Source organism: Corynebacterium sp. KPL2895, assembly GCF_040225815.1.
GTDB classification, from domain to species: domain Bacteria; phylum Actinomycetota; class Actinomycetes; order Mycobacteriales; family Mycobacteriaceae; genus Corynebacterium; species Corynebacterium rhinophilum.
In genome coordinates this window covers 102329-124404 of record NZ_JBEHFY010000005.1, presented here as the reverse complement: position 1 = coordinate 124404, position 22076 = coordinate 102329, and the positions used below count along the sequence as shown (strand labels likewise).

23 protein-coding genes and 4 tRNA genes are annotated in these 22076 nt (G+C 58.1%); 14 read left to right on the top strand and 13 right to left on the bottom strand.

What is annotated here, in order from left to right; translation table 11 throughout:
- From ABRP95_RS03705 to ABRP95_RS03695, 3 genes are all read right to left on the bottom strand, one after another.
- Window positions 1-76: transfer RNA gene (locus ABRP95_RS03705), tRNA-Gly, on the bottom strand.
- 38 nt (window positions 77-114) lie between these two features.
- Window positions 115-186 (bottom strand) — tRNA-Val (locus ABRP95_RS03700).
- 54 nt (window positions 187-240) lie between these two features.
- Window positions 241-316: transfer RNA gene (locus ABRP95_RS03695), tRNA-Gly, on the bottom strand.
- 255 nt (window positions 317-571) lie between these two features.
- Between ABRP95_RS03695 and ABRP95_RS03690 the strand changes: the two genes are divergently transcribed.
- From ABRP95_RS03690 to msrB, 5 genes are all read left to right on the top strand, one after another.
- Window positions 572-646 (top strand) — tRNA-Val (locus ABRP95_RS03690).
- 87 nt (window positions 647-733) lie between these two features.
- Window positions 734-1636: a DMT family transporter gene (locus ABRP95_RS03685; RefSeq protein ID WP_349838967.1), complete on the top strand. Its 903-nt coding sequence runs from the start codon at window positions 734-736 to the stop codon at window positions 1634-1636.
- Window positions 1637-1681: 45 nt separating this feature from the next.
- Window positions 1682-2380, top strand: coding sequence for a pyrimidine reductase family protein (locus ABRP95_RS03680; protein WP_349838966.1), 699 nt, complete (start codon window positions 1682-1684; stop codon window positions 2378-2380).
- Window positions 2381-2386: 6 nt separating this feature from the next.
- Complete coding sequence (locus tag ABRP95_RS03675; RefSeq protein ID WP_284782066.1) at window positions 2387-3538, top strand: glycosyltransferase family 87 protein; 1152 nt, start codon at window positions 2387-2389, stop codon at window positions 3536-3538.
- 10 nt (window positions 3539-3548) lie between these two features.
- Window positions 3549-3965 (top strand): peptide-methionine (R)-S-oxide reductase MsrB, encoded by a 417-nt coding sequence (msrB, locus tag ABRP95_RS03670; protein ID WP_023022629.1) that lies wholly within the window; start codon window positions 3549-3551, stop codon window positions 3963-3965.
- A gap of 91 nt (window positions 3966-4056) precedes the next feature.
- Here the strand turns inward: msrB and hemQ are convergent, their stop codons facing one another.
- Window positions 4057-4758 carry a hydrogen peroxide-dependent heme synthase gene (gene hemQ, locus ABRP95_RS03665; protein ID WP_284782068.1) on the bottom strand — a complete coding sequence of 234 codons (702 nt, stop codon included), beginning with the start codon at window positions 4756-4758 and terminating at the stop codon, window positions 4057-4059.
- A gap of 146 nt (window positions 4759-4904) precedes the next feature.
- On the opposite strand from hemQ, the gene ABRP95_RS03660 reads away from it, so the two are divergent.
- Window positions 4905-5579, top strand: coding sequence for a DUF3000 domain-containing protein (locus tag ABRP95_RS03660; RefSeq protein ID WP_284782069.1), 675 nt, complete (start codon window positions 4905-4907; stop codon window positions 5577-5579).
- A gap of 1 nt (window position 5580) precedes the next feature.
- Window positions 5581-6801, top strand: a complete 1221-nt coding sequence (locus ABRP95_RS03655) for an HRDC domain-containing protein (RefSeq protein WP_284849955.1) — start codon at window positions 5581-5583, stop codon at window positions 6799-6801.
- Here the strand turns inward: ABRP95_RS03655 and dxs are convergent.
- From dxs to dut, 5 genes are all read right to left on the bottom strand, one after another.
- On the bottom strand, window positions 6798-8696 hold the full coding sequence (dxs, locus tag ABRP95_RS03650; protein WP_349838965.1) for a 1-deoxy-D-xylulose-5-phosphate synthase: 1899 nt from the start codon (window positions 8694-8696) through the stop codon (window positions 6798-6800). The genes ABRP95_RS03655 and dxs overlap by 4 nt on opposite strands.
- A 106-nt stretch (window positions 8697-8802) precedes the next feature.
- Entirely contained in the window at window positions 8803-10059 is a 1257-nt protein-coding gene (locus tag ABRP95_RS03645) for a class I SAM-dependent RNA methyltransferase (RefSeq protein ID WP_349838964.1), read from the bottom strand.
- The gene (locus tag ABRP95_RS03640; RefSeq protein ID WP_005278951.1) at window positions 10052-10759 is read right to left on the bottom strand and encodes a DUF3159 domain-containing protein; all 708 of its coding nucleotides are present in this window, start codon (window positions 10757-10759) and stop codon (window positions 10052-10054) included. Before ABRP95_RS03640 ends, ABRP95_RS03645 begins: the two co-directional genes overlap by 8 nt.
- Window positions 10760-10788: 29 nt before the next feature.
- Window positions 10789-11760 carry a DUF3710 domain-containing protein gene (locus ABRP95_RS03635; RefSeq protein ID WP_005278949.1) on the bottom strand — a complete coding sequence of 324 codons (972 nt, stop codon included), beginning with the start codon at window positions 11758-11760 and terminating at the stop codon, window positions 10789-10791.
- 14 nt (window positions 11761-11774) lie between these two features.
- Window positions 11775-12248 (bottom strand): dUTP diphosphatase, encoded by a 474-nt coding sequence (gene dut / locus ABRP95_RS03630; protein WP_023017381.1) that lies wholly within the window; start codon window positions 12246-12248, stop codon window positions 11775-11777.
- Window positions 12249-12351: 103 nt separating this feature from the next.
- Between dut and ABRP95_RS03625 the strand changes: the two genes are divergently transcribed.
- Both ABRP95_RS03625 and ABRP95_RS03620 read left to right on the top strand, forming a co-directional pair.
- Complete coding sequence (locus tag ABRP95_RS03625) at window positions 12352-12822, top strand: DUF3093 domain-containing protein (protein WP_349838969.1); 471 nt, start codon at window positions 12352-12354, stop codon at window positions 12820-12822.
- Window positions 12823-13088: 266 nt separating this feature from the next.
- Complete coding sequence (locus ABRP95_RS03620; RefSeq protein WP_284769682.1) at window positions 13089-13331, top strand: cell division protein FtsW; 243 nt, start codon at window positions 13089-13091, stop codon at window positions 13329-13331.
- Between the two features lie 194 nt (window positions 13332-13525).
- Here ABRP95_RS03620 and ABRP95_RS03615 read toward each other — a convergent pair whose 3' ends face one another.
- On the bottom strand, window positions 13526-13816 hold the full coding sequence (locus tag ABRP95_RS03615) for a DUF4193 domain-containing protein (protein WP_023022651.1): 291 nt from the start codon (window positions 13814-13816) through the stop codon (window positions 13526-13528).
- A gap of 111 nt (window positions 13817-13927) precedes the next feature.
- Entirely contained in the window at window positions 13928-14815 is an 888-nt protein-coding gene (locus ABRP95_RS03610; RefSeq protein ID WP_284769681.1) for an inositol monophosphatase family protein, read from the bottom strand.
- Here ABRP95_RS03610 and ppgK point away from each other — a divergent pair.
- Entirely contained in the window at window positions 14814-15572 is a 759-nt protein-coding gene (ppgK, locus tag ABRP95_RS03605; protein WP_349838963.1) for a polyphosphate--glucose phosphotransferase, read from the top strand. The genes ABRP95_RS03610 and ppgK overlap by 2 nt on opposite strands.
- Window positions 15573-15768: 196 nt before the next feature.
- A complete protein-coding gene (locus ABRP95_RS03600; RefSeq protein ID WP_284769679.1) occupies window positions 15769-17247 on the top strand; it encodes an RNA polymerase sigma factor in 1479 nt (492 codons plus the stop codon).
- 146 nt (window positions 17248-17393) lie between these two features.
- On the opposite strand, the gene ABRP95_RS03595 is transcribed toward ABRP95_RS03600, so the two are convergent.
- Together ABRP95_RS03595 and ABRP95_RS03590 are read right to left on the bottom strand one after the other, a co-directional pair.
- Window positions 17394-19157, bottom strand: coding sequence for a DEAD/DEAH box helicase (locus ABRP95_RS03595; RefSeq protein WP_284769678.1), 1764 nt, complete (start codon window positions 19155-19157; stop codon window positions 17394-17396).
- Window positions 19154-19405 (bottom strand): DUF3039 domain-containing protein, encoded by a 252-nt coding sequence (locus tag ABRP95_RS03590; protein ID WP_005278940.1) that lies wholly within the window; start codon window positions 19403-19405, stop codon window positions 19154-19156. Before ABRP95_RS03590 ends, ABRP95_RS03595 begins: the two co-directional genes overlap by 4 nt.
- A 138-nt stretch (window positions 19406-19543) precedes the next feature.
- On the opposite strand from ABRP95_RS03590, the gene ABRP95_RS03585 reads away from it, so the two are divergent.
- The 3 genes from ABRP95_RS03585 to dtd are packed head-to-tail and all read left to right on the top strand — an operon-like array spanning window position 19544 to window position 22038.
- Window positions 19544-19927 (top strand): DUF3099 domain-containing protein, encoded by a 384-nt coding sequence (locus ABRP95_RS03585; protein WP_284769677.1) that lies wholly within the window; start codon window positions 19544-19546, stop codon window positions 19925-19927.
- Between the two features lie 48 nt (window positions 19928-19975).
- Entirely contained in the window at window positions 19976-21553 is a 1578-nt protein-coding gene (locus tag ABRP95_RS03580; RefSeq protein WP_284852022.1) for a DUF7782 domain-containing protein, read from the top strand.
- A 41-nt stretch (window positions 21554-21594) separates the two neighbouring features.
- On the top strand, window positions 21595-22038 hold the full coding sequence (dtd, locus tag ABRP95_RS03575) for a D-aminoacyl-tRNA deacylase (protein ID WP_284769675.1): 444 nt from the start codon (window positions 21595-21597) through the stop codon (window positions 22036-22038).
- Window positions 22039-22076: the final 38 nt, after the last annotated feature.

The window sequence follows — 22076 nt, the reverse complement described above, 5'->3', positions numbered from 1 at the left end:
TGGAGCGGATGACGAGACTCGAACTCGCGACCCTCACCTTGGCAAGGTGATGCGCTACCAACTGCGCTACATCCGCATGCGAAACCAGGCCCGGTTTCTAGGACAAAGTCCTTGTGCGCGATACTGGGATTGAACCAGTGACCTCTTCCGTGTCAGGGAAGCGCTCTCCCACTGAGCTAATCGCGCGCTATTCATTTAGTTCCACTTTCCCTTTGTGGTGTAATACCCTCAAGAAAAGCGTGGAGCGGATGACGAGACTCGAACTCGCGACCCTCACCTTGGCAAGGTGATGCGCTACCAACTGCGCTACATCCGCATCGCGCCGCAGTGCTTAATGCTTTGCGGTGCGTGAACAAACATTATCGTGCTCCCTGTCAGTTTCCAAATCCCCAGCCCAGCACCCCTATTGCGCGACACACATCACGCATTTCTCCGCACCGTGAATTGCAGGGTTGTCATTTACCCCACGAGTAAACCTCCCCTGGATATCCGCGTCTACCCCACCTTCCACGCCTGCCATCCAGCCAATTAGGAAAATGGAATGCACCGGGTGTAGATTTATCCCCCGCAAGGTCCTATAGCTCAGTGGGAGAGCGTTCCGTTCACACCGGAAAGGTCACTGGTTCAATCCCAGTTAGGACCACCACCGCCCACTTAAGCTTATTTTCTTCGCTTAGGTGGGCTTTTCCCATTCAGGTGGGCTTTTTGCCTTAACTGAGTAAAGTGTCCACCCGTGTTGTGGATACTTTTGGGAATTCTTGCTGGACTGGTCTTACCGATACAAACGCTGGTCAATACCCGTCTTCGCGCCTCCACCGGCACCCCGTTTTCCTCCTCGATGATCTCCTTCGCCGTAGGAACAATAACCCTGCTCATCGTGGCCACCGCAGTTACCGGCGGGGACTACGGTATTGCGCAGGCTTTTGACGAACCACTCTGGATTTGGTTCGGCGGTTTGCTGGGTGTTGTCGCACTGACCGGAAATATTCTTCTCTTTCCGCACCTAGGCGCGGTGCAGACTGTGGTCTTACCCATTGCCGGGCAGGTCATCATGGGGCTCATTGTTGACCACTTCGGGCTCTTCGAGTCGCCTCAGTCTTCTTTAACGGTGGTGCGCGCTATCGGCGCCATTATTGTACTTTTCGGCGTAATTGCGGTGGTAGCCACACCGAGCGCAGCAACAAGTAATGCAGATTCCGCGACCGCCCTGTGGCTGTGGCGGCTAGCCGGATTTATTTTTGGCTGTTTTACAGCCAGCCAATCCGCCATCAACGGCCACCTTGGCCAGGTGACGGGATCTCCGGTGAGCGCTGCGCTGGTATCGTTTGCCGTCGGCGTTACCGCCTTGGTCATCATCAATATCGTGTTGCGCTGGCGCCCGCGCATCGAGCGCCCGGAAGGAAAACCAAACCCGTGGTGGATGTGGATAGGCGGTGTATTGGGAGCGCTTTTCATCTTCGGCAACGCCGCCCTCGTTCCGCAGATTGGTACCGGTCTCACCGTGGTTGCCGGCCTGCTTGGCTCGATGCTGGGCTCGCTCATCATTGATCGCGTAAGCGGCGCCCCCATTAAGTCCCGCCAGGTCCTGGGCATTGCCCTCCTTTTGACCGGTGTGGTGCTTATTCGGCTGGTGTAGCCAGCGGGACGATTCACACCTGCACAACCATTACACTTGCAGACCATGGACATCGCTTCGCTTTTGGGCCCCGAACCCGCTCACCTGCCCGCCGTGCGGGCCAATATGGTTTCTACCCTCACCGGTTCTGCCACCATCAACGATCTTTCAGAGGCCATGGGCAATGACACCGATGCACAGCTTTTTCAGGCCCTGCGCGGCTGGGCGGACGTCGTCTTCGTTGGCGGGCAGACAGTCAGGTCAGAAGATTATGCGGGAGTAGAGCGCGACTCTCCCGATTCACAGCCCGCCCCCATCGCCGTGCCCACGCAAAGCTTGAAGTTTGATCCGGGTTCGAAATTCTTAACGCACTTCACCACTGCCCCGCTCTTCCTTCTCCCCCACGCCGCGTTGCAAAGCGCAGAGGTCTCCGCGAGAAAGCGCTCCATCGAGGCAGCAGGTGCAGAGGTAATCGATGCCGGTGAAGGCACCATGCAGGACTATCTCCGCGTATTGCGGGAGCGTGGATTCCAGCGCATCCTCTGCGAAGGTGGGCCAGGAATGCTCGGCCAGCTGGTGCATATCGATGCGATTGATCAGATGTATTTAACCCTGGATCCCCACCTTTCCACCGGCGTAGAAAAACCCGTGGCTACCTTTCATGGCACGCACTCCCACCGCCGAATGCAGCTAGAAAATGTTGCCGCCGATACGGATAGCACGGTGTTTCTGCGGTACTCGCGCACTACTGAGTCCGTAGACTAAAAGGTCGTGACTGCTCGAATAAACGCCGCCGCATGGCCTATTGCCGTTCTCCTCGTCATTCAGCGCATCTTCATCGTCGCGCGCAATGGGACGCTGACTGATGATTTCACTACGGTCTATAGCGCGCTTAAGCGCATGGTCGACGGTATTCCGGTGTATGAACAGGCTTATAACCATGTGGATCCGCTATATCTCTACACCCCAGGCGCAACGCTATTCTTATCGCCTTTAGCGTGGCTCGATTTCAGCCTCGCGCGCGGACTTTTCATCGTTGTCAACGCCCTTGCCATCATTGCCGCACTGGCGCTGCTAACCCACGTGGTGGGAAGAAAGCTCACCTCGCCGGTTTTTCCAGTCTCGATCGCTTTAGCCTTCGCCACCGAATCAGTCACCAACACCTTGGCGTTTACCAATATCAACGGTGTGCTCTTATTCTGCATGGCGCTTTTCCTATGGGCTTTCTTAGAGTCTGAGCGCACCCCGCAGCTCGCGTGGGTCTCCGGCATAGCCCTTGGGCTAGCCATTTTGATTAAGCCCCAATTCGCACCCCTGCTTTTCTTGCCCTTGGTCAAGCTGCAATGGCGCAACCTCCTCGCGGGCCCCGGGATTCCGGTCGTTCTCAATGTCCTAGCGTGGCCGATCGTCCCGGGTGCTAGCGGTTACTTCGACAAGCTGGTGCCCTATCTTTCCACGACCCGCGATTATGCCAATTCCTCCTGGGCGGGATTGCGGGCCTATGTGGAATTCGGCCCCGTTCTCTACTGGGTGGTGTGGGTAGTCTTCGCCGCCTTGGTCGGGTGCGCGGTGCTCGGACTACTGCGGTGGCGACAATCCGAACCGGTATTTTGGGCGCTGACGACGAGTGGCACGATTATGGTCGGGATTTTCTTCTTGTCCTCACTAGGACAGCAATATTATTCAATGTGGTTATTCCCGCTAATTTTCACCGTGTTCCTACCGCGCTCGGTCTTTCACTCGGTGGGCGCATGGGTGGCTGCATTCCTGTTCTTAGCCCCAGTGACATGGACGTCGCAAGCGCACCCGGATGCTGGGCGGTGGATGAACACTTTCTCCGGCACCGTGGGGTGGAGCCTGCTCATCGTCATCATCTTCGCCTCCGTTGCCGGGTGGTGGCGTGCCACGCAAATAAAGGATTAAACTTAAAGTCATGACTGATTTTAAGCTCATTGCTGATGCCGACTGGCAAAAGCGCCTTAGCCCCGAAGAATATTACGTATTGCGCGAAGCAGGCACGGAGCCGCCGCACGTGGGCGAATACACAGATACCACCACAGAGGGTGTCTACTCCTGCAAGGCCTGCGGCGAGGAGCTATTCCGTTCCACCGAGAAGTTTGCTTCCCACTGTGGTTGGCCTTCCTTCTTCTCCCCGCTAGCCGGTGACAAGATTATCGAGCGGGAAGATAATTCCCTGGGCATGCGCCGCGTCGAGGTGCTATGCGCTAACTGTGAGTCCCACTTGGGCCACGTATTCGAAGGCGAAGGCTACGATACCCCGACTGACCTGCGCTACTGCATTAACTCTATTTCTTTGAACCTGGAAGAAAAGCCCATCGAGGAAAACTAGGATTTCACTACCACGCGCAGTGAGAACAAATGACAGCGCTAGGAGCTCTCTACAGTTAAGGGGGCTCCCAGCATTGTTTTTATTTCAAATCTTAGGGCAGAACCTTGATGAGTTCTGCGATGTCCTTCACGCGGCGTCCGGTGTGGAATGGAATTTCCTCACGCACGTGGTGGCGGGCTTCGGTATAGCGCATCTTATACATCAGGTCCACAATGCGGTGTAGCTCGTCGGCTTCAAAGGCAAGGACCCACTCATAATCCCCAAGCGCGAATGCCGGTACGGTATTGGCGCGCACATCGGGGTAGTCGCGTGCCTGCATTCCGTGCTCCATCAAAATACGGCGACGCTTTTCTTCTTCCATCGTGTACCAGTCATACGAACGCACGAATGGGTAGACGGAAATCCACTCCTTGGGCTCTTCCCCCATGATGAAGGAAGGCAGGTGGGACTTATTGAACTCGGCCGGACGGTGCAGGGCATTTCCAATCCACGTTACTTCGCTCACCTGGCCCAAGGTGGTCTCCCGGCGGAAATCGCCAAAGGCTTTCTGGATATCGGAAAACTCCTCGGCGTGCCACCAGATCATGAAGTCCGCAGAATCGCGCATCGCGGTCAGATCGTAAACGCCGCGGACGGTGACCTTATTGTCCTTTTCTAGTTCCGCAAAGAATTCTTGGGCTTGGGAGATGATCTCCTCGCGCTCGCTGCCCAGCCCGCCGGGGATCACCTTGAAAACGGCGTGTTGGGAGTATTGCTGTACCTCGTTGAGTTCCTTGAAATCGAGCTTCGCCATTGCCTTCTCCTTTGCAGAAGCTTATTCGAATATTCGGACAAATCCATCATAAGTTGGAGTTAGACCGATTGTCATCCCCCCTGTGCACCTCCCACTATCGGCGCGCCTCCGCCAGCTCAAGGTAGTGAAACTATAGCTTTATCAAGGTGAGTAATTCCGAATCGAGCACGCCCAGCGCCGGTAAGAATGCCGGAGCCAACTCCGGAGATGACGCAGCCTTTACCTCCCTACGCCGCAATGACGAGGCACAGGAGCCAACGACGCCGCCGGCTTTTACTCAGGCAGTAGAGTCCATGCACGCGGCCACTCTTCGCCCAGAAATTAGCCTAGGGTCCATTCGCCCACCGCAGCGATTAGCGCCCTTTAGCCACGCCATTGGCCTTGAGGTGGGCACGGAAGAGGACCCGGATATCATCGCCACCGATTCAGATGGCGATGCCTTCGGGCGCCTCATCCTCCTTCATGACCCGGGCGCGGAAGAGGCCTGGGAGGGCGCAATGCGCTTGGTGGCGTATATCCAGGCCGATATGGATGATTCGGTGGCAGGAGATCCGCTGCTTCCGGACGTAGCCTGGCAATGGCTCAATGAAGGCTTGGAAAAAGAAGGCGCGGAGCTTACCAACCTCGGCGGTACGGTCACCTCCACCGCCTCGGTCCGCTTCGGTGAGATCGGCGGCCCCCCGCGCGCTTATCAGATTGAGATGCGCGCATCGTGGACGGCGGAGGGGCTGGATTTAGCACCGCACGTGCAGGCCTTCGCACAAGTATTAGCCAACGTCGCGGGGCTGCCGCCTGAAGGCGTTACTGAACTCGGCCGCTAAGATGGTGGAATTTCGGAAGCAACCGAAAGAGGGTATTCCGAAGGTATTATCCACGCCAGCGGAATTCACCGCTGCCGCCGCGCGGTTGCACGCTGGTACCGGGCCCTTTGCCATCGATACCGAGCGCGCCTCAGGCTACCGGTACGATGACCGCGCCTTTCTCATCCAGATTCGCCGTAACGGCGCCGGGACGATGCTTTTTGCCCCCGAAGGCCACCGCGCGGAATTGACCAAGACACTGGCTCCGGTGCTCAATGGGCAGCACTGGATCATTCACGCCGCGCCCTCGGATCTCCCGTCTCTTGGGTGGCTCGGGCTTTTCCCTGGCACCCTTTTCGATACGGAATTAGCCGCCCGGTTTGCAGGATTTCACCGCACCAATTTGGGCGCCATTATCGCGGAGCTTCTCGATGTCCAGCTAGAAAAAGGCCACGGCGACGATGACTGGTCCATCCCGCGGCTCAGCGAAGAAATGCGCGCTTATGCCGCACTCGATGTCGAGCTCTTACTGGAATTGGCTACGACGCTGCGCGATATCTTGGCCGAACAAGAAAAGCTGGACTGGATGGTGGAGGAATGTGCGGCGATCGTCGCCAAGCACGCGAATGACACCGCCCCGCAGCCGCACTCTTGGCGCGATATCAAGGGAGTATCGAGCCTAAAGAATGGGAAGCAGCGCGCCGCGGCGCAGTCTTTGTGGAACCTGCGCGATGATATTAGCCGGCGAACCGATACCGCACCCGGGCGCGTGCTGCCCAATAAGGTACTGGTAGAGATAGCCCGGATCCTGCCCAGCACGCAGCCGCAGTTAACCCGCATCAAGGGCTTTCCACGGCGGAGTAAAGGCGTCGCGCACCGCTGGTTACTGGCCGTGCAGCAGTCCCAGAATATTCCACCGCGCGGGCGCCCGGGCCCGCTTCGCCAGGAAAGAACCGTTCCCTCGAAATCGGTGTGGTCTAGGGAGTATCCACAGCAGTGGGAGGAATATCAAGAGATCCGCGCTGCCATTGGGGATATCGCCGAAGAGCTCGGGCTGCCACAGGAGCTGCTGCTTCGACCCGCAACCCTTCGCGCCACCGTGTGGGCGGCCATTGGCGGGAGCGGAACCATCAGCCAGCCTGAAGATGTGCCCGCCTTCCTAGAACGCGAAGGCGCGCGGTCGTGGCAGGTCAACCTCGTTGCCCCGGCATTGATCGCGAGCCTATTTTCCCAGCCGCATTAAGCGGTCAGGTTTTCTACCCACTCGGTAATCGATGCAGCAATGAGCTGAGGGCTTAGGCCAAATTCTTCCAAAACCTCGCCGCGGGAACCGTGCTTGGGGAAGTAACCAGGAACACCCAGGCGACGCACTGGGGTGTCCACCTCTGCGGCGCCGAGGGCCTCAGCAATCATGGATCCAATTCCGCCGCGAATGAGGCCATCTTCTACCGTTACGACCAAATCGTGATCTGCTGCCATAGCGATGACGGAGCTTGCCACTGGTGCGACCCATCGCGGGTCAATGACCGTGACGTTGAGTCCCTGTTTCTCCAGCTCTTGCGCTGCCTTGATGCTCCGCGCGGACATGGCACCGATAGAGACGATGAGGACCTCGGGGGTATCCTCACCGGCGTCAGCCTCGCCGTAGTAGAGGATATCGACGCCATCGGCAAGCGTATCCACGGCTTCCATATCGGGCAGCAAGTTTCCCTTGGGGAACCGGACCACTGAGGGCCCAGAATCAATGTCCAGGGATTCTTGGAAGAGCTCGCGCAGGCGCGCACCATCGCGCGGGGCGGCGATGTGCATACCTGGGACAATGCTCATTAAGGACATATCCCAAATTCCGTTGTGGGAGGCGCCATCAGATCCCGTCACGCCCGCGCGGTCCAGCACGATGGTCACCGGCAGCTTGAGCAAGGCAATATCCATGATCACCTGATCCACAGCCCTATTCAGGAACGTGGAATACACAGCCACCACGGGGTGCATGCCGCCCAAAGCCAAACCAGAGGCAGAGGCCATCGCATGCTGCTCGGCGATGCCCACGTCAAAGAACCGCTCTGGGAAACGCTCCTGGAAGGGAGCCAACCCCGTAGGACCCGCCATGGCTGCAGTGATTGCAACGATGTCATCGCGCGTTTCCGCCGCCGCGATCAATTCTTCAGAAAATGCGGCCGTCCACCCCGGCTGCTTGGTGCCCTTGGCAACGCCGGTTACTGGGTCGATGGCACCGGTCGAGTGCATCTGGTCCTTCGGCTCATTGACCGCAGGCGCAAACCCGTGGCCTTTTTCCGTGACCACATGCACGATAATGGGGCCCTCATAATCGCGGGCATAGGAAAGCGCATGCACCAAACCATCGATGTCATGGCCGTAGATGGGGCCAATATATTTAATGCCCAGCTCCGGGAAAATCTCCGTGGGCAAGACCGTGGACTTGACGCCTTCTTTCATGGCATGGAGCGCATCAAAGGCGCGCTCGCCTACCCACCCCATGGATTTTAAGCGGCGCTTGCCCTGCTCCATGAGCTCGTCGTAGCCATGCTGGGAACGAATGCGCCCCAGGTTTTCAGAAATGCCGCCGATCGTGGGCGAATAGCTGCGGCCGTTGTCATTGACCACGATGACCGCATTGCGCTTTTTATCTTCAGAGATATTATTGAGCGCTTCCCAGCACATGCCGCCGGTCAAGGCGCCATCGCCGACGATGCCGATGACGTTGCGGTGGCCTTCCCCGCGAATCTTGAAGGCCTTAGAGAGTCCATCCACAGTCGATAGCGAGGCGGAAGCATGCGAGGATTCCGTCCAGTCGTGCTCGGACTCACCGCGGTCCGTATAACCGGACAGGCCGCCCTTTTGGCGCAGGGTATCGAATTGGGCCGTGCGACCAGTGAGCATCTTGTGCACATAAGACTGGTGGGAGGTATCAAAGATGATGGGCTCGCGCGGGGAATCAAAGACCCGGTGCAGCGCAATGGTCAATTCCACCACGCCCAAATTGGGCCCCAAATGCCCACCCGTCACCGATACCTTATCGATGAGGCGCTGGCGAATATCCGCCGCAAGTTCCTCCAACTTTTCTGCAGGCAGTGCCTTCAGGTCTTGCGGCGAGTTTATGGTATCCAAGATAGTCATGGAGCGGCCTTCAACTCCTTCTGTGCTTAGTTCTTCCTATCCACCGTACCCGTGGTCCGTATTTTCTTTTATATCGGCTTCTTAATTCAGGCGGGGTATTTTCGCATTAAACAGCGTCCTGCGCCGGGTTATACGCCGCCTTATCTGGGGTAATAAGAGCGATTACCTCAAAGTGATGGGTGCCGGGGAAGGCATTGACCAGCGCCATTTTCTCGGGCTTATACCCAGCGCTTTGCCATAGGGACAGATCGCGGGCAAAGGTCGCTGGATCGCATCCCACATGCACCACGGCTTGGGGCTTTGCCTCCGCCACGGCGCGGACCACCTGCTCGCCTGCCCCGGTTCGCGGCGGATCGAGCACCACGGCACCGGGTTGGGGCAATTGCGCAGCAACCTGTTCTACCTTGGCGGATTTCACGGCAATATCGATATCGCGCAACCCCGGCTGCGTAGTCGCCGTTGCCGCGGGCGAATAGTCCACGGAAATGACTTTTCCGCCGGTGACTTCTGATAACGCGGGCGCGAATAGTCCGACGCCGCCGTACAAATCCCAGGCAATCTTCTGCTGGTAATTCCGGCCGGCCAGCCACTGCCCCGCCACAGCGCTATAAATCTCCGGCGCCGCCACATGCGCTTGCCAAAAGGCCGTGGCAGGGAAGGAAAACTCGCGGCCATTGACGTATTCGACCACGGTGCCAGAGCCCTCGATGACCTCGCGAATGGTCTCCACGCGCCTGCCCCGCGGTGCCTTGCGCGTTTCCACCACATGCCGGTTACCCGCGCCATCGAGAACCGCGACGATTTCGGCCCCCGGGGTAAAACGCCGCGCGCCGTCGCCTACCAAACCATCAATCAAGCCATCTGCTAGTTGGGTACAACCGACAGAAGTCACCAGCTCATTCGAGCGGTACTTCCGCAATCCGGCGCGGCCTTGCTTGTCGACGCCCAACCTGACCCTCGTCCGCCAGCCCCGTACCGGCGGCAGGTCGTGTTGTTCAATAGTGAGGGACTCGAGCCCTTCTATGCCGCTACGGCGCAGCTGTTCGCGGAGAACGTCCATCTTGATGGCTGGTTCCGCTGCGGGATCCAACTCTGCAAAATCGCAGCACCCAGCACCAAGCTCCGCGGCGGGGCAACTAGTGGGTACGCGCAGAGCCCCTGCGGTGACGATGCTATCGAGTTCGCCCTTGATAAAGGACTTTTTCACCTTACCGGCGGTTGCGCGAACCGTGTCCCCCGGAAAAGCCCGGGGAACGAAGACGACGCGCCCGTCTGAGGCGTGGCCGATGCCAAGTCCACCATGGGCCATGCGGTCAATGGTGACCTCCAGGGTGTCTCCGCGAGATAGAGCGGACTCATTCATTTTCTGCCTCGAACTCTTGTGTACTGCGATCTGAACTTGTGGCAAGCCCGGCATTTTCTGCCGCTTCTACCGCGGCATCTGCGCGGCGCACCATCCACACGGTCAATGCGGTCACCAACAGCGTCAAGGGCCAGCCCATGACGATCCTGGTAATGCCCAAGGCGGTCGTCTCTCCGGCATCATAAATCGCGCGCTGGATAATAAACCGCGCTAAGAAGATAACGGCCCACCCGGCCGTGGCAATGGAATAGGCCCTGCGCGCAAGCTTTACCTTCTGCCAGGCCATATCATCGCCGTTCAAGCCCTTCCAGATAACGCCAACGGCCGGCCACCGGAAGAGAATTGATAGCGACGCGGCGATAAACAGGGCCAGTGACATCCAAATGCCGTATAGGAAGTAGCCTTTGGCATCGCCGGTAAACCAGGCGATGGCGGCGCAAATGGCCACCCCGATAAGGCCAGAGATGGCCGGCTGAATGGTCTGTTTGCGAACGATGCGCCATATGGCGATCACTACCGCCACACCCAGCGCGGAGATGAGCGCCGGGGTTAGGCCGTAAAGGCTATTAACTGGAATAAGGACGACGATGGGCAAGGTAGCCGCAACCAGTCCGGGAAGGCCTCCCATTTGTTCCAACAGAGTTGGCTCAGTATCGCGGTCCTGGTCGTCGCCTAGCTGTGGAGCCTGCGGCTCCGGCAAAGAGTTACTCACGTAGCGTTCTGCTTTACTTACTTATCGGTATCGGGGTTAGACCCCTTGTCTTTGTCATGTGCGGGAGATTCATTGTCCCCCTTGGGTGGCTGCGCACCCAAATCGCGCAGTTGCTGTTCGGCTTCCGCCTCAGCTGCGGGATCGGGGCCGCCTACCCCGTTTTCTGGGTGACCTTGGGCCGCCTGCCCCTGGGAATTTGCGCCTGATTGGTCCTGCTGACGCTTTTCCATGGCTTGTTTGACCTGCTCCACCAGCTGCTTGGGCATGATGACCGGCAGTGCATTGCCCGCCAAAATGGGATCTTCACCGCGGTAGACAAAGGTTCGCGATGCTACGTCGCGCGCGATCTGCGCTAAATCTTCTTCAAGGCCGGTAGGTGCTGCAAGAGTTAAGCGCAGCATCCACCGCGGGCCTTCGGCGCCAATGACGCGCAGTTGGCCGTTGTCATTTTTGCCAACGATTTCCAGCCCCCAAGGGCCTTGCTCCGTGGTGACGGATAGCCCATCGCGGCTCATGCCTTCCTTGATTTCTTCCACGGATTCAGCCCACTGGCCAGGCTTGCGTGGAGCTGCGAAGGCAACGGGAGTAATACGGCCCGCCTTGGTGACAATGTGCAGCATCTTCGGGCCTTGTTCGCCCATTTCTACCTGGACCTGGGAATCCTTGGGCAGCGGAATGCGCATCGAGCCAAGGTCAAGGATGCCGATGGAAGAATCAGAAAAGTCAAAGTCTTCGATATTGACGGAATCGCCATCGAAGGGGCCGGTTTCGCCATTTACGGCGTCGTGGGCAAACTCCGTTGGCACCTGTCCCGAAGCTGCGGCGGCATCGGCAGCCGTATCTTTTACGGATGCAAAGGAATTCGATTCAGCCGAAGCCGATCCTGCGGAATCAGCGGCAGGCTCTTGCGGCTGCGATTGCCGTGAGGCCTCCGGCTCTTCCTTCCGGTTGTCATCGTTTTTCTTTTTGCCAAATGGCCAAATACCCATGTGTTTAAACCTTTCTATACCCCGGTTGATCCGTAGCCGCCGGTACCGCGGTCGGTCTCATCCAAGTCTTCTACTTCGCTAAAATCCATTAGCTCTACACGCTGTACCACGAGTTGAGCGATGCGCATGCCGCGCTCGATCTCGATCGGGGTGTGGGAATCGTGGTTGATCAGGCACACCTTGATCTCCCCGCGGTAGTCAGCATCCACGGTACCCGGCGTATTGACAATGGACAGCCCGTGTTTAGCTGCTAGGCCAGACCTCGGATGGATTAAGCCGACGGTGCCCAGCGGCAAGGCCATGGCTATACCGGTGCCAACGAGGGCGCGTTCGCCAGGTTGGAGGGTAAGCGCCTCGGCAGCATAAAGATCGGCGCCGGCGTCACCCCGATGGGCCCGAAATGGCATCGGCAGCCCTTTATCGAGGCGCTTAATTTTGACGTCTCCTACTGGCGTTAGTTCCTGCGGTAGCGAATTCGAATCAGTCACTTAGCCAATCCTACCTGCCCCAGCCGGTTCATTCTGCGCCTGGAGTGGACTAGACTGCCTAGACGTGTCTGATATTTCTGCTCCTCAACCCGCTGACCCGAAAGTGTTGTATCGCGAACGCCAATGGGTGCCGTGGTACTTCTGGATTTTTGCAGCAATCGTTGTGGCTTTAACCTCAGCTACGGCCGGACTCAACCGCTCTGTGTGGTGGACCATCATTCCCGCGGTCCTGCTCGGAGCCATCGCTATCTGGGTGCTCATCACGTGGTCTGGGACCGTTGTGCAAGTAGAACAAGATGAAGATGGCACGCGGTGGCTGCTCGTCAAAGACGCACAGCTACCCAATGAGGTTGTCTCTCGTTCGATTACCGTTCCAAAGTCTGCGCGCCATAACGCACTGGGCCCGCAATTCGATCCGGCCGCATTCTTGGTCTCTCATGCGTGGATTGACGAGCACGCCATGATGGTCCTCAATGATCCGGAGGATGACACCCCATATTGGCTCATTGCCTCGAAAGATCCAGACCAACTGCTCCGCGCCTTTCTGCCAGAGCAGCACGCAGAAGGCTCGTAGATTCTAGGGGTCGCTGCTTTTTAGAAGGCGTCGCCTGTGAGAGTGCCGTTAGTGTTTTCAGTGCTACTGCATCCCCAGAGCAAGCCCCCGCATGACAGCATTAAAGAAGACTTTCGGTCGCACCTTACGCGGGTTCTTGTACCATCAGTGAAAAGTTGGACTAGGAGGAGATCACAATGGGTTTCGGAGGAGCTCTACGCAGAACTCAGAAAGATGGGAAACCCTGGATACCTCCGTGGTGGTTTTCCTTTGTGATACTGCCACTCATGGTCATCGCTGAATTCTACGTCAGTCAAGTAACCGGTTGGCGTGGAGTGTCCTCATCAAACGTGGAGGGGGTTGCCTGGAGCGAAGTGAGCTCTGACGGCATCGTCCTTCACGTAGTGGGGTACATGGCTTTTTACTTCGTTTTAGTATTGCCCATCTTTCTGGTGCGTAGATATCTATGGGAGAAACAGCAAAAGCAAGGAAGCGATCCGGATAAGAAGGGCAAAGACGAGCAGCCTTAGATAGAACTGGATGACTGAAAAGATTTGCACCCTCAAAAAGTAGACACCCCGCGCAGTTAGGTGCCGCGCACATCGGGTGTCTGCTAAACAAGGAAAACTTCAAACCCCGCCGCGCTTGCCTTTGCAAACTGCGGCGGGATGAATCTTTATTTGGGTTGTGCGCAATAACGACTAGCTAGGCCAATACCGGCTGCTTAGGCACAATCCTTACAGATGGGCATGCCATCTTCTTCGTGCGAATAACGCTTATTGGACTGAACCAAAAAGCAAGATCCGCAGGTAAATTCGTCTTCTTGGCGGGGAACGACCTGTACGTTGAGTTCCTCGCCGGTCAGATCAACTGATGGCGGTTGGAATGCTTCGACGATTTCGCCATCGTCATCCATGCCATTGCTTTCGGGTTCAGCTGCTTTCAGTCCCTCTAAAGAGTCAGTTTCAAGTTCTTCTTCTGCGCCGCGGCGCGGTGCGTCATAATCGGTGGCCATACTGCACGCCCCTATAAGTCGAGTTGCTTTAGGAATAGTTGTTTATCGATCGCGCATAGTAAAGGACAAATACCGATATGTCATCCTGCTGCTAAAAATTTCTTTAACCCTTCACCCCCGCATCGCCTCCTTAGCGCCATGTTCTGCCAAAAGTTCCTCAAATGCGGGTGCCAATTTCACCCCCGCGGCCCAGGTTAATTCACCATCAGCGGACCCCTTGTCCAGCCCTGGGTGATGGACTTTAGCTCCTGCCTCGCGAGCGATGAGAGCACCGGCGGCAAAATCCCAGGCGTTAATACCGTGCTCGAAATAGGCATCAACACTCCCCTCTGCCACGCGGCACAAATCAAGGGCGGCTGCGCCGATGCGGCGGATATCGCGGACCTGCGGCAACAACTTAGCCAGCAGTTCCGCCTGTTGCTTGCGCCGCTGTGCGCCGTAACCAAATCCCGTCGCTACCAAGGAAAGCGCGGGATCGTCTTGCTCACCGCACCGTAGTGAGGACCGCGTGCCATCCGCAGCGGTAACCGTGGCACCCTGGCCTGCTGCTGCGGAATACACTTGCCCCCGTGCCACATTGACTACTGCACCCGCTACCAAGCGGCCGTCGTATTCCGCGCCAATCGAGACCGCATAGTCCGGAATGCCGTAAAGGAAATTGACGGTTCCGTCGATGGGATCCACGATCCACCTCACCCCGGTCGTCCCGTCGAAGCTCGCGCCTTCCTCACCCAATAGGCCATCGCCAGGGCGGCTTTCCTTAATCGTGCGCGTAATGAACTCCTCGGTGGCGGTATCGACCTCCGTAACGGGGTCGACGGCGCTCGACTTTGTCTGAGTATGTGCCGCAATACCGTCTCCAGCCACCAAGTCCGCACGTCGGGCGCGAATAAGTTCCGCCGCACGCATTGCGGTAGATTCCGCAAAATCTCGCAGCTGCAGAAAATCTATGTCATGATCCATGCCATCCATTGTGCCTTCTTCTACACTTGCGAGCATGACTACTCATACTGGCCACTCTTTTGGCATCGATATTGGCGGCTCCGGCATTAAGGGCGCCGAAGTCGACCTCAAAAACGGTGAATTCGTGGGCCCACGGCTAAAGATCCCCACCCCACAGCCGTCCACGCCACATGAGGTAGCCACGGTAGTGGCCCAGATTGTGGGCGAAAAAGAGTGGGACAAGCCCGTCGGCATCACCTTGCCCTCGGTGGTGTCCAACCACACGGTGAACTCCGCAGCCAATATTTCACCTGAGTGGGTCGGTGTGGATACCACTGAGTTGTTTTCTCGTTATCTAGACGTTGACTTTGTGGTCTTAAATGATGCCGATGCCGCAGGCCTTGCGGAAGTCGCGTATGGAAACGAGTTGGCTAAAACCGGGCCAGTCATCTTTTTGACGCTGGGAACCGGCATCGGCTCGGCCTTCTTCCTCAACGGGCAGCTCTTTCCCAATACTGAGCTTGGACACCTCACTGTGGGAACTGACGAGGCCGAAGCGATCACATCCTCCGCAGCCAAAGAACGCGAAGGGTTGAAGTACAAGGAGTGGGCGGTTCGGCTCGATCGCGTGCTGCAGGAATACGAGAAGTTATTTAACCCCCAAGCTTTCCTCATCGGGGGTGGCATATCTCGCAAATTCCACAAATGGGGACCCCACTTAACTATTGATACCCCCGTTATGCCTGCACAACTGCAAAATCGTGCAGGTATTGTAGGTGCAGCGATGGCTGTATTGGAAGGCCTAGAGCCATAAATTCACCGTTGCATTAACCCTATCTACCGGCATTGTGCAAAAATCGCCTATACTGGGCGGTCGATCCAAAATTGCATGGCTCTCGGGCGTGTCTGACCTGCATAAGGCCTACACCCGCTAGCATTCATAATGCTATTGCCACCCTGTGCGGGTGCGGTGAGCTATTTCCATCAAGTAGTAAGTCGAAAGGGCGTACGTGGCAGCCACTGATTCTTCAGACCAGGCACTCGGCGAGGACGACAAGTCAGTCGAGGCATCTACTCCTGCAAAGAAGACCGCCAAAAAGACGGCAAAGAAAACGGCGAAGAAAACCGCCAAGAAGACAGCTAAAAAGACGGCGAAAAAGACTGCCAAGAAAACGGCTAAGAAGACCGCCAAGAAGTCGGCGAAGAAATCAGCCAAAAAAGCTGTCAAAAAGACCGTGCGAGCCTCTGCGGCAGAACCGCAAGACTCCCCCGCAAACTCCGCGGAGAAAGCACCGTCGGAAGCTGAGGACGCAGAGGATCAGCTCGACGCCGTTGAGCAAGACGCCCCTGCGGATGACGTCGACTTCGAGCCCACCCATGAGGACATCGAAGAAGATGAATTCGATGCCCCCACTGACCTGGATGAAGACGATATCCAGGAAGAGTTGGGCGAAGAAGAAGACGAGGACGAAGCAGAAGATACGTCCTCGGTCTGGGATGAGGAAGAATCCGTCGCCCTGCGCCAGGCGCGCAAGGATGCACAGCTGACCGCCTCCGCCGACTCCGTCCGCGCGTACCTTAAGCAGATCGGTAAGGTTGCCTTGCTGAATGCGGAGCAGGAGGTCTCTTTGGCAAAGCGCATTGAGGCTGGCCTGTACGCGCAGCACCGCATGGATGAGATGGAAAAGGCTCGTGCGGAGGGCGATAAGGCTGCCAAGCTCTCCCCCATGGAAAAGCGCGACCTGCGCAGCATCGCAAGGGACGGGCGCAAGGCTAAAAACCACCTGTTGGAGGCCAACCTTCGCCTTGTGGTCTCCTTGGCCAAGCGCTACACCGGCCGCGGCATGGCTTTCTTGGACCTTATTCAGGAAGGCAACTTGGGCCTTATCCGTGCGGTGGAAAAGTTCGACTACACCAAGGGCTATAAGTTCTCTACCTACGCCACGTGGTGGATTCGTCAGGCTATTACCCGCGCCATGGCTGACCAGGCCCGCACCATCCGCATCCCGGTTCACATGGTGGAGGTCATCAACAAGCTGGGCCGCATCCAGCGCGAGCTACTCCAGGACTTGGGCCGCGAGCCCACTCCACAGGAGCTCGCGAAGGAAATGGACATCACTGAAGAAAAGGTGATGGAGATTCAGCAGTATGCGCGTGAGCCCATCTCGCTGGACCAGACCATCGGTGATGAGGGCGATTCCCAGCTGGGTGATTTCATCGAGGATTCTGAGGCCGTCATCGCCGTCGATGCCGTGTCCTTCACCTTGCTGCAGGACCAGCTCCAGGACGTGCTGACGACGTTGTCCGAGCGCGAAGCCGGCGTCGTGCGCCTGCGCTTTGGGCTTACCGATGGCATGCCGCGCACTTTAGACGAGATCGGCCAAGTCTACGGCGTTACCCGCGAGCGCATCCGCCAGATCGAGTCCAAGACGATGTCGAAGCTGCGCCACCCCTCTCGTTCGCAGGTATTGCGCGATTACCTCGACTAGATAACTCGCCCGTCCTGCACAAAATGAAGGCCGCACCACCATGGTGCGGCCTTTTTATGTGCCTAATTCCCTCCTGCGGGCTGGCGCGACGAAAGGGGCGCAGCGCCAACCGCCGGCCAGCAGCCAACCAGCGACGGAGAGGCGCTCTACCACTTGCGCAGGTAATTGATACGCTCGCGCAGTTGCTCCGCGCTGCATAACGCGGTGGGCGGTCCACCGCAGGCCTTGCGGACCTCGGTGTGGATGGCACCGTGCGGCCGGCCAGAGCTCTGCGCGGCGATGGAGACCACGGTGTTAAGCTCCTTGCGCAGCGCGCCGAGCTCATCCACCACGCCGGTATCCTCTGCGGCATCGGACTCTTGCTGCTTCGCGGCGGGCGCATGACCCATGCCGTAGATCTTGCGGCGGTGGGCCTCTTCTGCCTCGGCGGCCCGGCGCGCCTTCTCCTCGGCCTCGCGGCGGTCCATCTCCTCAGATTGCTTCTTGCGCAAGAGGTCTTTGACCTGGTCGGCGTCGAGGAGCCCGGGGATGCCGAGGAAATCGGCCTCCTCATCAGAGGTCATGTCGCCGGTATTAAACTGCGAGCCGTTATAGAGCAGGCCAGAGAATTCGGCTTCGGCGCCTAAAGACTCGTAGGACTTTTCCAGCATGTCCGGTTCGGTCTTTTTCTGGTTTGCCTGCTCGAGTAGCTCGTCGTCCCAGCCTTCTTTCTCGGTCTTTTCTTTGCCCAAGACGTGGTCGCGGGATTTTTCCATGTGCTCAGCAAGGCCGAGCAGCACGGGGACGGAGGGCAAGAATACCGAGGCGGTTTCGCCAGGCATGCGGGAGCGCACGAAGCGGCCGATTGCCTGGGCGAAGAACAAGGGGGTTGACGCGGAGGTGGCGTAGACGCCCACCGCGAGGCGGGGTACGTCGACGCCCTCGGACACCATGCGTACGGCAACCATCCATTCATCGGTGGAGTCCGCAAATTCTTGAATACGGTCTGAGGAACCTGGGTCATCGGACAAAATGACCGAGACTGGGGTATTGGAGAGTTGCTTGAGGATTTTCGCGTAGGCGCGGGCGGTGGTGGTATCGGAAGCGAGCACGAGCCCGCCGGCATCCGGCATATTGCGCCGCATCTGCATCAAGCGGGTATGCGCCGCCTGCAGCACGGCGGGGATCCATTCGCCCTTGGGGTCGAGCGCGGTGCGCCAGGCGCGCGCGGTTTGTTCCACGTTCATGATGTCACCCAGTCGCGCGGAGTGCTCCTCCCCGGCGGAGTCCCGCCAGCGAGCCTCGCCGGAGTAGGACAGGAAGACGACGGGGCGCACGACGCCATCGGCAAGCGCATCGCCGTAATCATAAGTGTGGTCGGCGCGCGAGACCTTATGGCCTTCCCCATCGTCCTCATAGCGCACAAAGGGGATGGGCGATTCATCGGAGCGAAACGGCGTACCGGTCAGCGCGAGGCGGTGGTTGACGTCGTCGTAGGCCTCCTTGACGCCATCGCCCCAGCTTTTGGCATCGCCGGCATGGTGGATCTCGTCCAAGATCACCAAGGTGCGCCGAGCGGAGGCAACGGCGCGGTGCTTGAAGGGGTGCATGCCCACTTGGGCATAGGTCACCACGATGCCGTCCATGCTGGGATTGACCGCAGAGGAGTTCGTGAAGGCAGGATCCAAGGCCAATCCCACCCGCGCGGCGGCGGCAGACCACTGCGTCTTCAGGTGCTCGGTAGGCACCACGACGATGACGCGCTCTACCGTGCGGTCTTCCATAAGCTCCGTCGCGATGCGCAGAGCAAAGGTGGTTTTACCCGCACCTGGGGTCGCCACGGCCATAAAATCTTGTGGCTTGGTGGCGAGGAATTTATCGAGGGCTGATTGCTGCCACGCGCGGAGGTTCGTCTTCTTAAACGTCCTCACTTGCGGCGAAGACCCTTAAAAACGCGTTCGCAATCGGGGCAGACCGGCGAGCCCGGCTTTGCCTGTTTGGTTACCGGGAAGGTCTCACCGCACAGGGCAACGACGTACTTGCCGTTGACCGCGGAATCGAGAATCTGATCCTTTTTGACGTAGTGGAAGAACTTCGGCGTGTCATTATCCGTCGTCGAAGTGTCTTCACGAATATCTGGCCGTTCAATTGTCTTCGTAGTCGTAGTCACGCACCCCATTTTGCCGCATCAGCATCGAACTTTGCGAGTCATGCGTCTACCCTTGGAGAGCATGCACACTCTACGCACTCCAACGCCGGCTTTCCCGTCCCCTGTTGTAGGGTTACGCGCCGCGCTCCAGGGAGGTGCGTAATTTAAGTGTTTGGCAAAAAGGAACGTTTTCTCATCACGGATGCCAAGCTCTCGCCCGCACAAGATCGCAGGCGCCGGGAGTTGTGGTACGGATTTTTCCAATTCCTGCGCGTGCCATCGCTGCTCATTGCCGGGGTCTTTTTGTACCTGCATTGGTGGTTGCTCGCGGCGATCATCGTGGGCGTGACTTTTCCTTTGCCGTGGATTGCCGTGGTCATTGGCAATAGCCGCGGTGAGAAGAAGGACAAGCGGGATAAAAATGTCTATAAACCCGCGATGAATCGTCAGCTATATTCGCAGTATCAGAACCAACAGATTTCCCGCGGTGGCTCCAAGGCAATCGAATCTCAGTATTCCGTTATTGACCATGACGATACTGCCTCCGATTAGGCGCATAACCCGCATGAATAGCACGACTGGAAAGGAACTTCTCCCAGCATGACGTCCTTTGGCCCTCATTTCGATGCCGCCGCGCTGCGCGATCTTGCCCCAGAATTAGCGGAGGCTTTTTCGCAGGCTGGTTTTACTACCGATGGTTTAGCGGGGCATTTGGGCCCGGAGCTTACGGAGGCCCTCTACCGCGGTGAGCCTGCCGCGGTGGCGCGCGGCACCGCCGGTAATTCCCAGCTGGATACGCTCATCCGCTTCTTCCTGCTGCATGAACATTTGCCTGCCACGCTGCTTGCCGATGCCCTCGGGGCCCGCCTTGCCACCAAGCTCCTGGATGCCGGCGTGGCGCTTTCCGATGATCGCGGCAGCATCTACATGGCCCTCGATATCCGGCCCCATATCATCGTCGGCTCCAACCGCCTCGTCTTTTCCGATGTCGATGCCTCGCTGGTGGACCACGTCCCCGGCGCGGATCACGTCTTGGGCGTCGGGGCGGCAAGCCTCTCACTCTTGCAATCGACGCCGGTAAGCCCGGTATCAACGGTGCTCGATCTGGGCACCGGTTCGGGAGTGCAATTGTTGGGTCAGCTCGAGTGCGCGCGCAGCATTACCGCGACGGATGTCCACCGGCGCGCGCTTGATTTGGCCGGTGCCACCGTCGCTGCCGCGGGGTCCAGCACCGAGGTAGAGCTAATTGAGGGCTCGTGGTTCGAGCCCGTTGCGGGGCGCACCTTTGACCGCATCGTTGCCAATCCCCCATTCGTCGTTGGTCTTCCTGAGGTGGGCCATGTCTACCGCGATTCTGGCCTGAACTTGGATGGGGCCAGCGAATTGGTGGTATCCCAGGCGGTGGATCACCTCACCCCGGGCGGAACCGCACACTTGCTCGCCGCCTGGGTACATACCAGTGGGCAGACTTGGCAGCAACGCGTGGCCTCGTGGCTGCCGGATAAGGGTATAGCCGCTTGGATCATTCAGCGCGATATCGCCGATCCTTCCCTCTACGTATCTACGTGGCTCAAGGATGAATCGTTGGATGTGCGCAGCGATGAGGGCAAGGCTCGCTCCAAGGCGTGGCTGGATCATTTCCACGACCACGATGTCACGGGTATCGGGTTTGGATTCGTCGCCATCCAAAAAATCGCCGATGATGAGCCCTCCGATATCTTGGCCGAAGAAATGCCGCAGCACTTTAGTGATCCTTTGGGACCCGAGGTAGAAGAATACTTCGCCCGCGTGGCGTGGCTGCGCGATTTGGTTCCTGGTGAGCTGGAGGGCAAGCACTTCCAGGTACGCCCACAGGTGGCCAAGGAAGAAGTCAGTGTGGCCGATACCGATAACAAACAAGGATTTAACCGGGCGGTAATCCGGCTAACCCGTACCGATGGGCCCCGGTGGAGCCACGAAGTTGATGAGCACTTGGCCGCAATCGTTGCGGGCCTATCTCCCTACGGGCTCAACCTTGCCGAGACCGTGGGCCTTTATGCGGCCGCGCACGGCTTCGATGAAGCAGAACTGACCGCGGCGGCGCTTCCCGCCATTATCGATATGGTCCGCCACGGCCTGCTCATCCCTGCCGATCTGCTGCTCGAGGACGACGCTTCCCCGGCTACCCACGCCGATTAACACCGAATAGCGCCGTATAGCTGAGAAAGGAAGAGACTTTTATGCGCGCAGTACTAACCCGCGTATCCGAAGCCGCGGTCACGGTTGCAGGCGAAACCGTCGGCGCCATCGATTGCCCTGAGACCGGCGGACTTTTAGCCCTCGTCGGTGTTTCCAGGGAGGATTTGGACGATTGGGCACCGCGCGCGGAAAAGATGGCCCGCAAGATCGCGGAGCTGCGCATCCTGGAAGGTGAAGTATCGGTCGCTGATGCTGGAGCACCGGTATTGGTAGTCAGCCAATTCACGCTCTATGGCCGCACCGCCAAGGGGCGGCGCCCATCGTGGGCCGATGCGGCCCCGGGGGAAGAGGCCGAGCCGGTCATCGAGTACATCATCGAGCACCTTCGCGAGCGCAATATCGCGGTTGAATCAGGCCAATTCGGGGCTATGATGCGCGTATCTTCCGTCAACGAAGGCCCGTTTACGGTTTTGGTCGAGACCTAATCTCCTCTAACGCATTTTTCTCATCATCTGGCAATTAC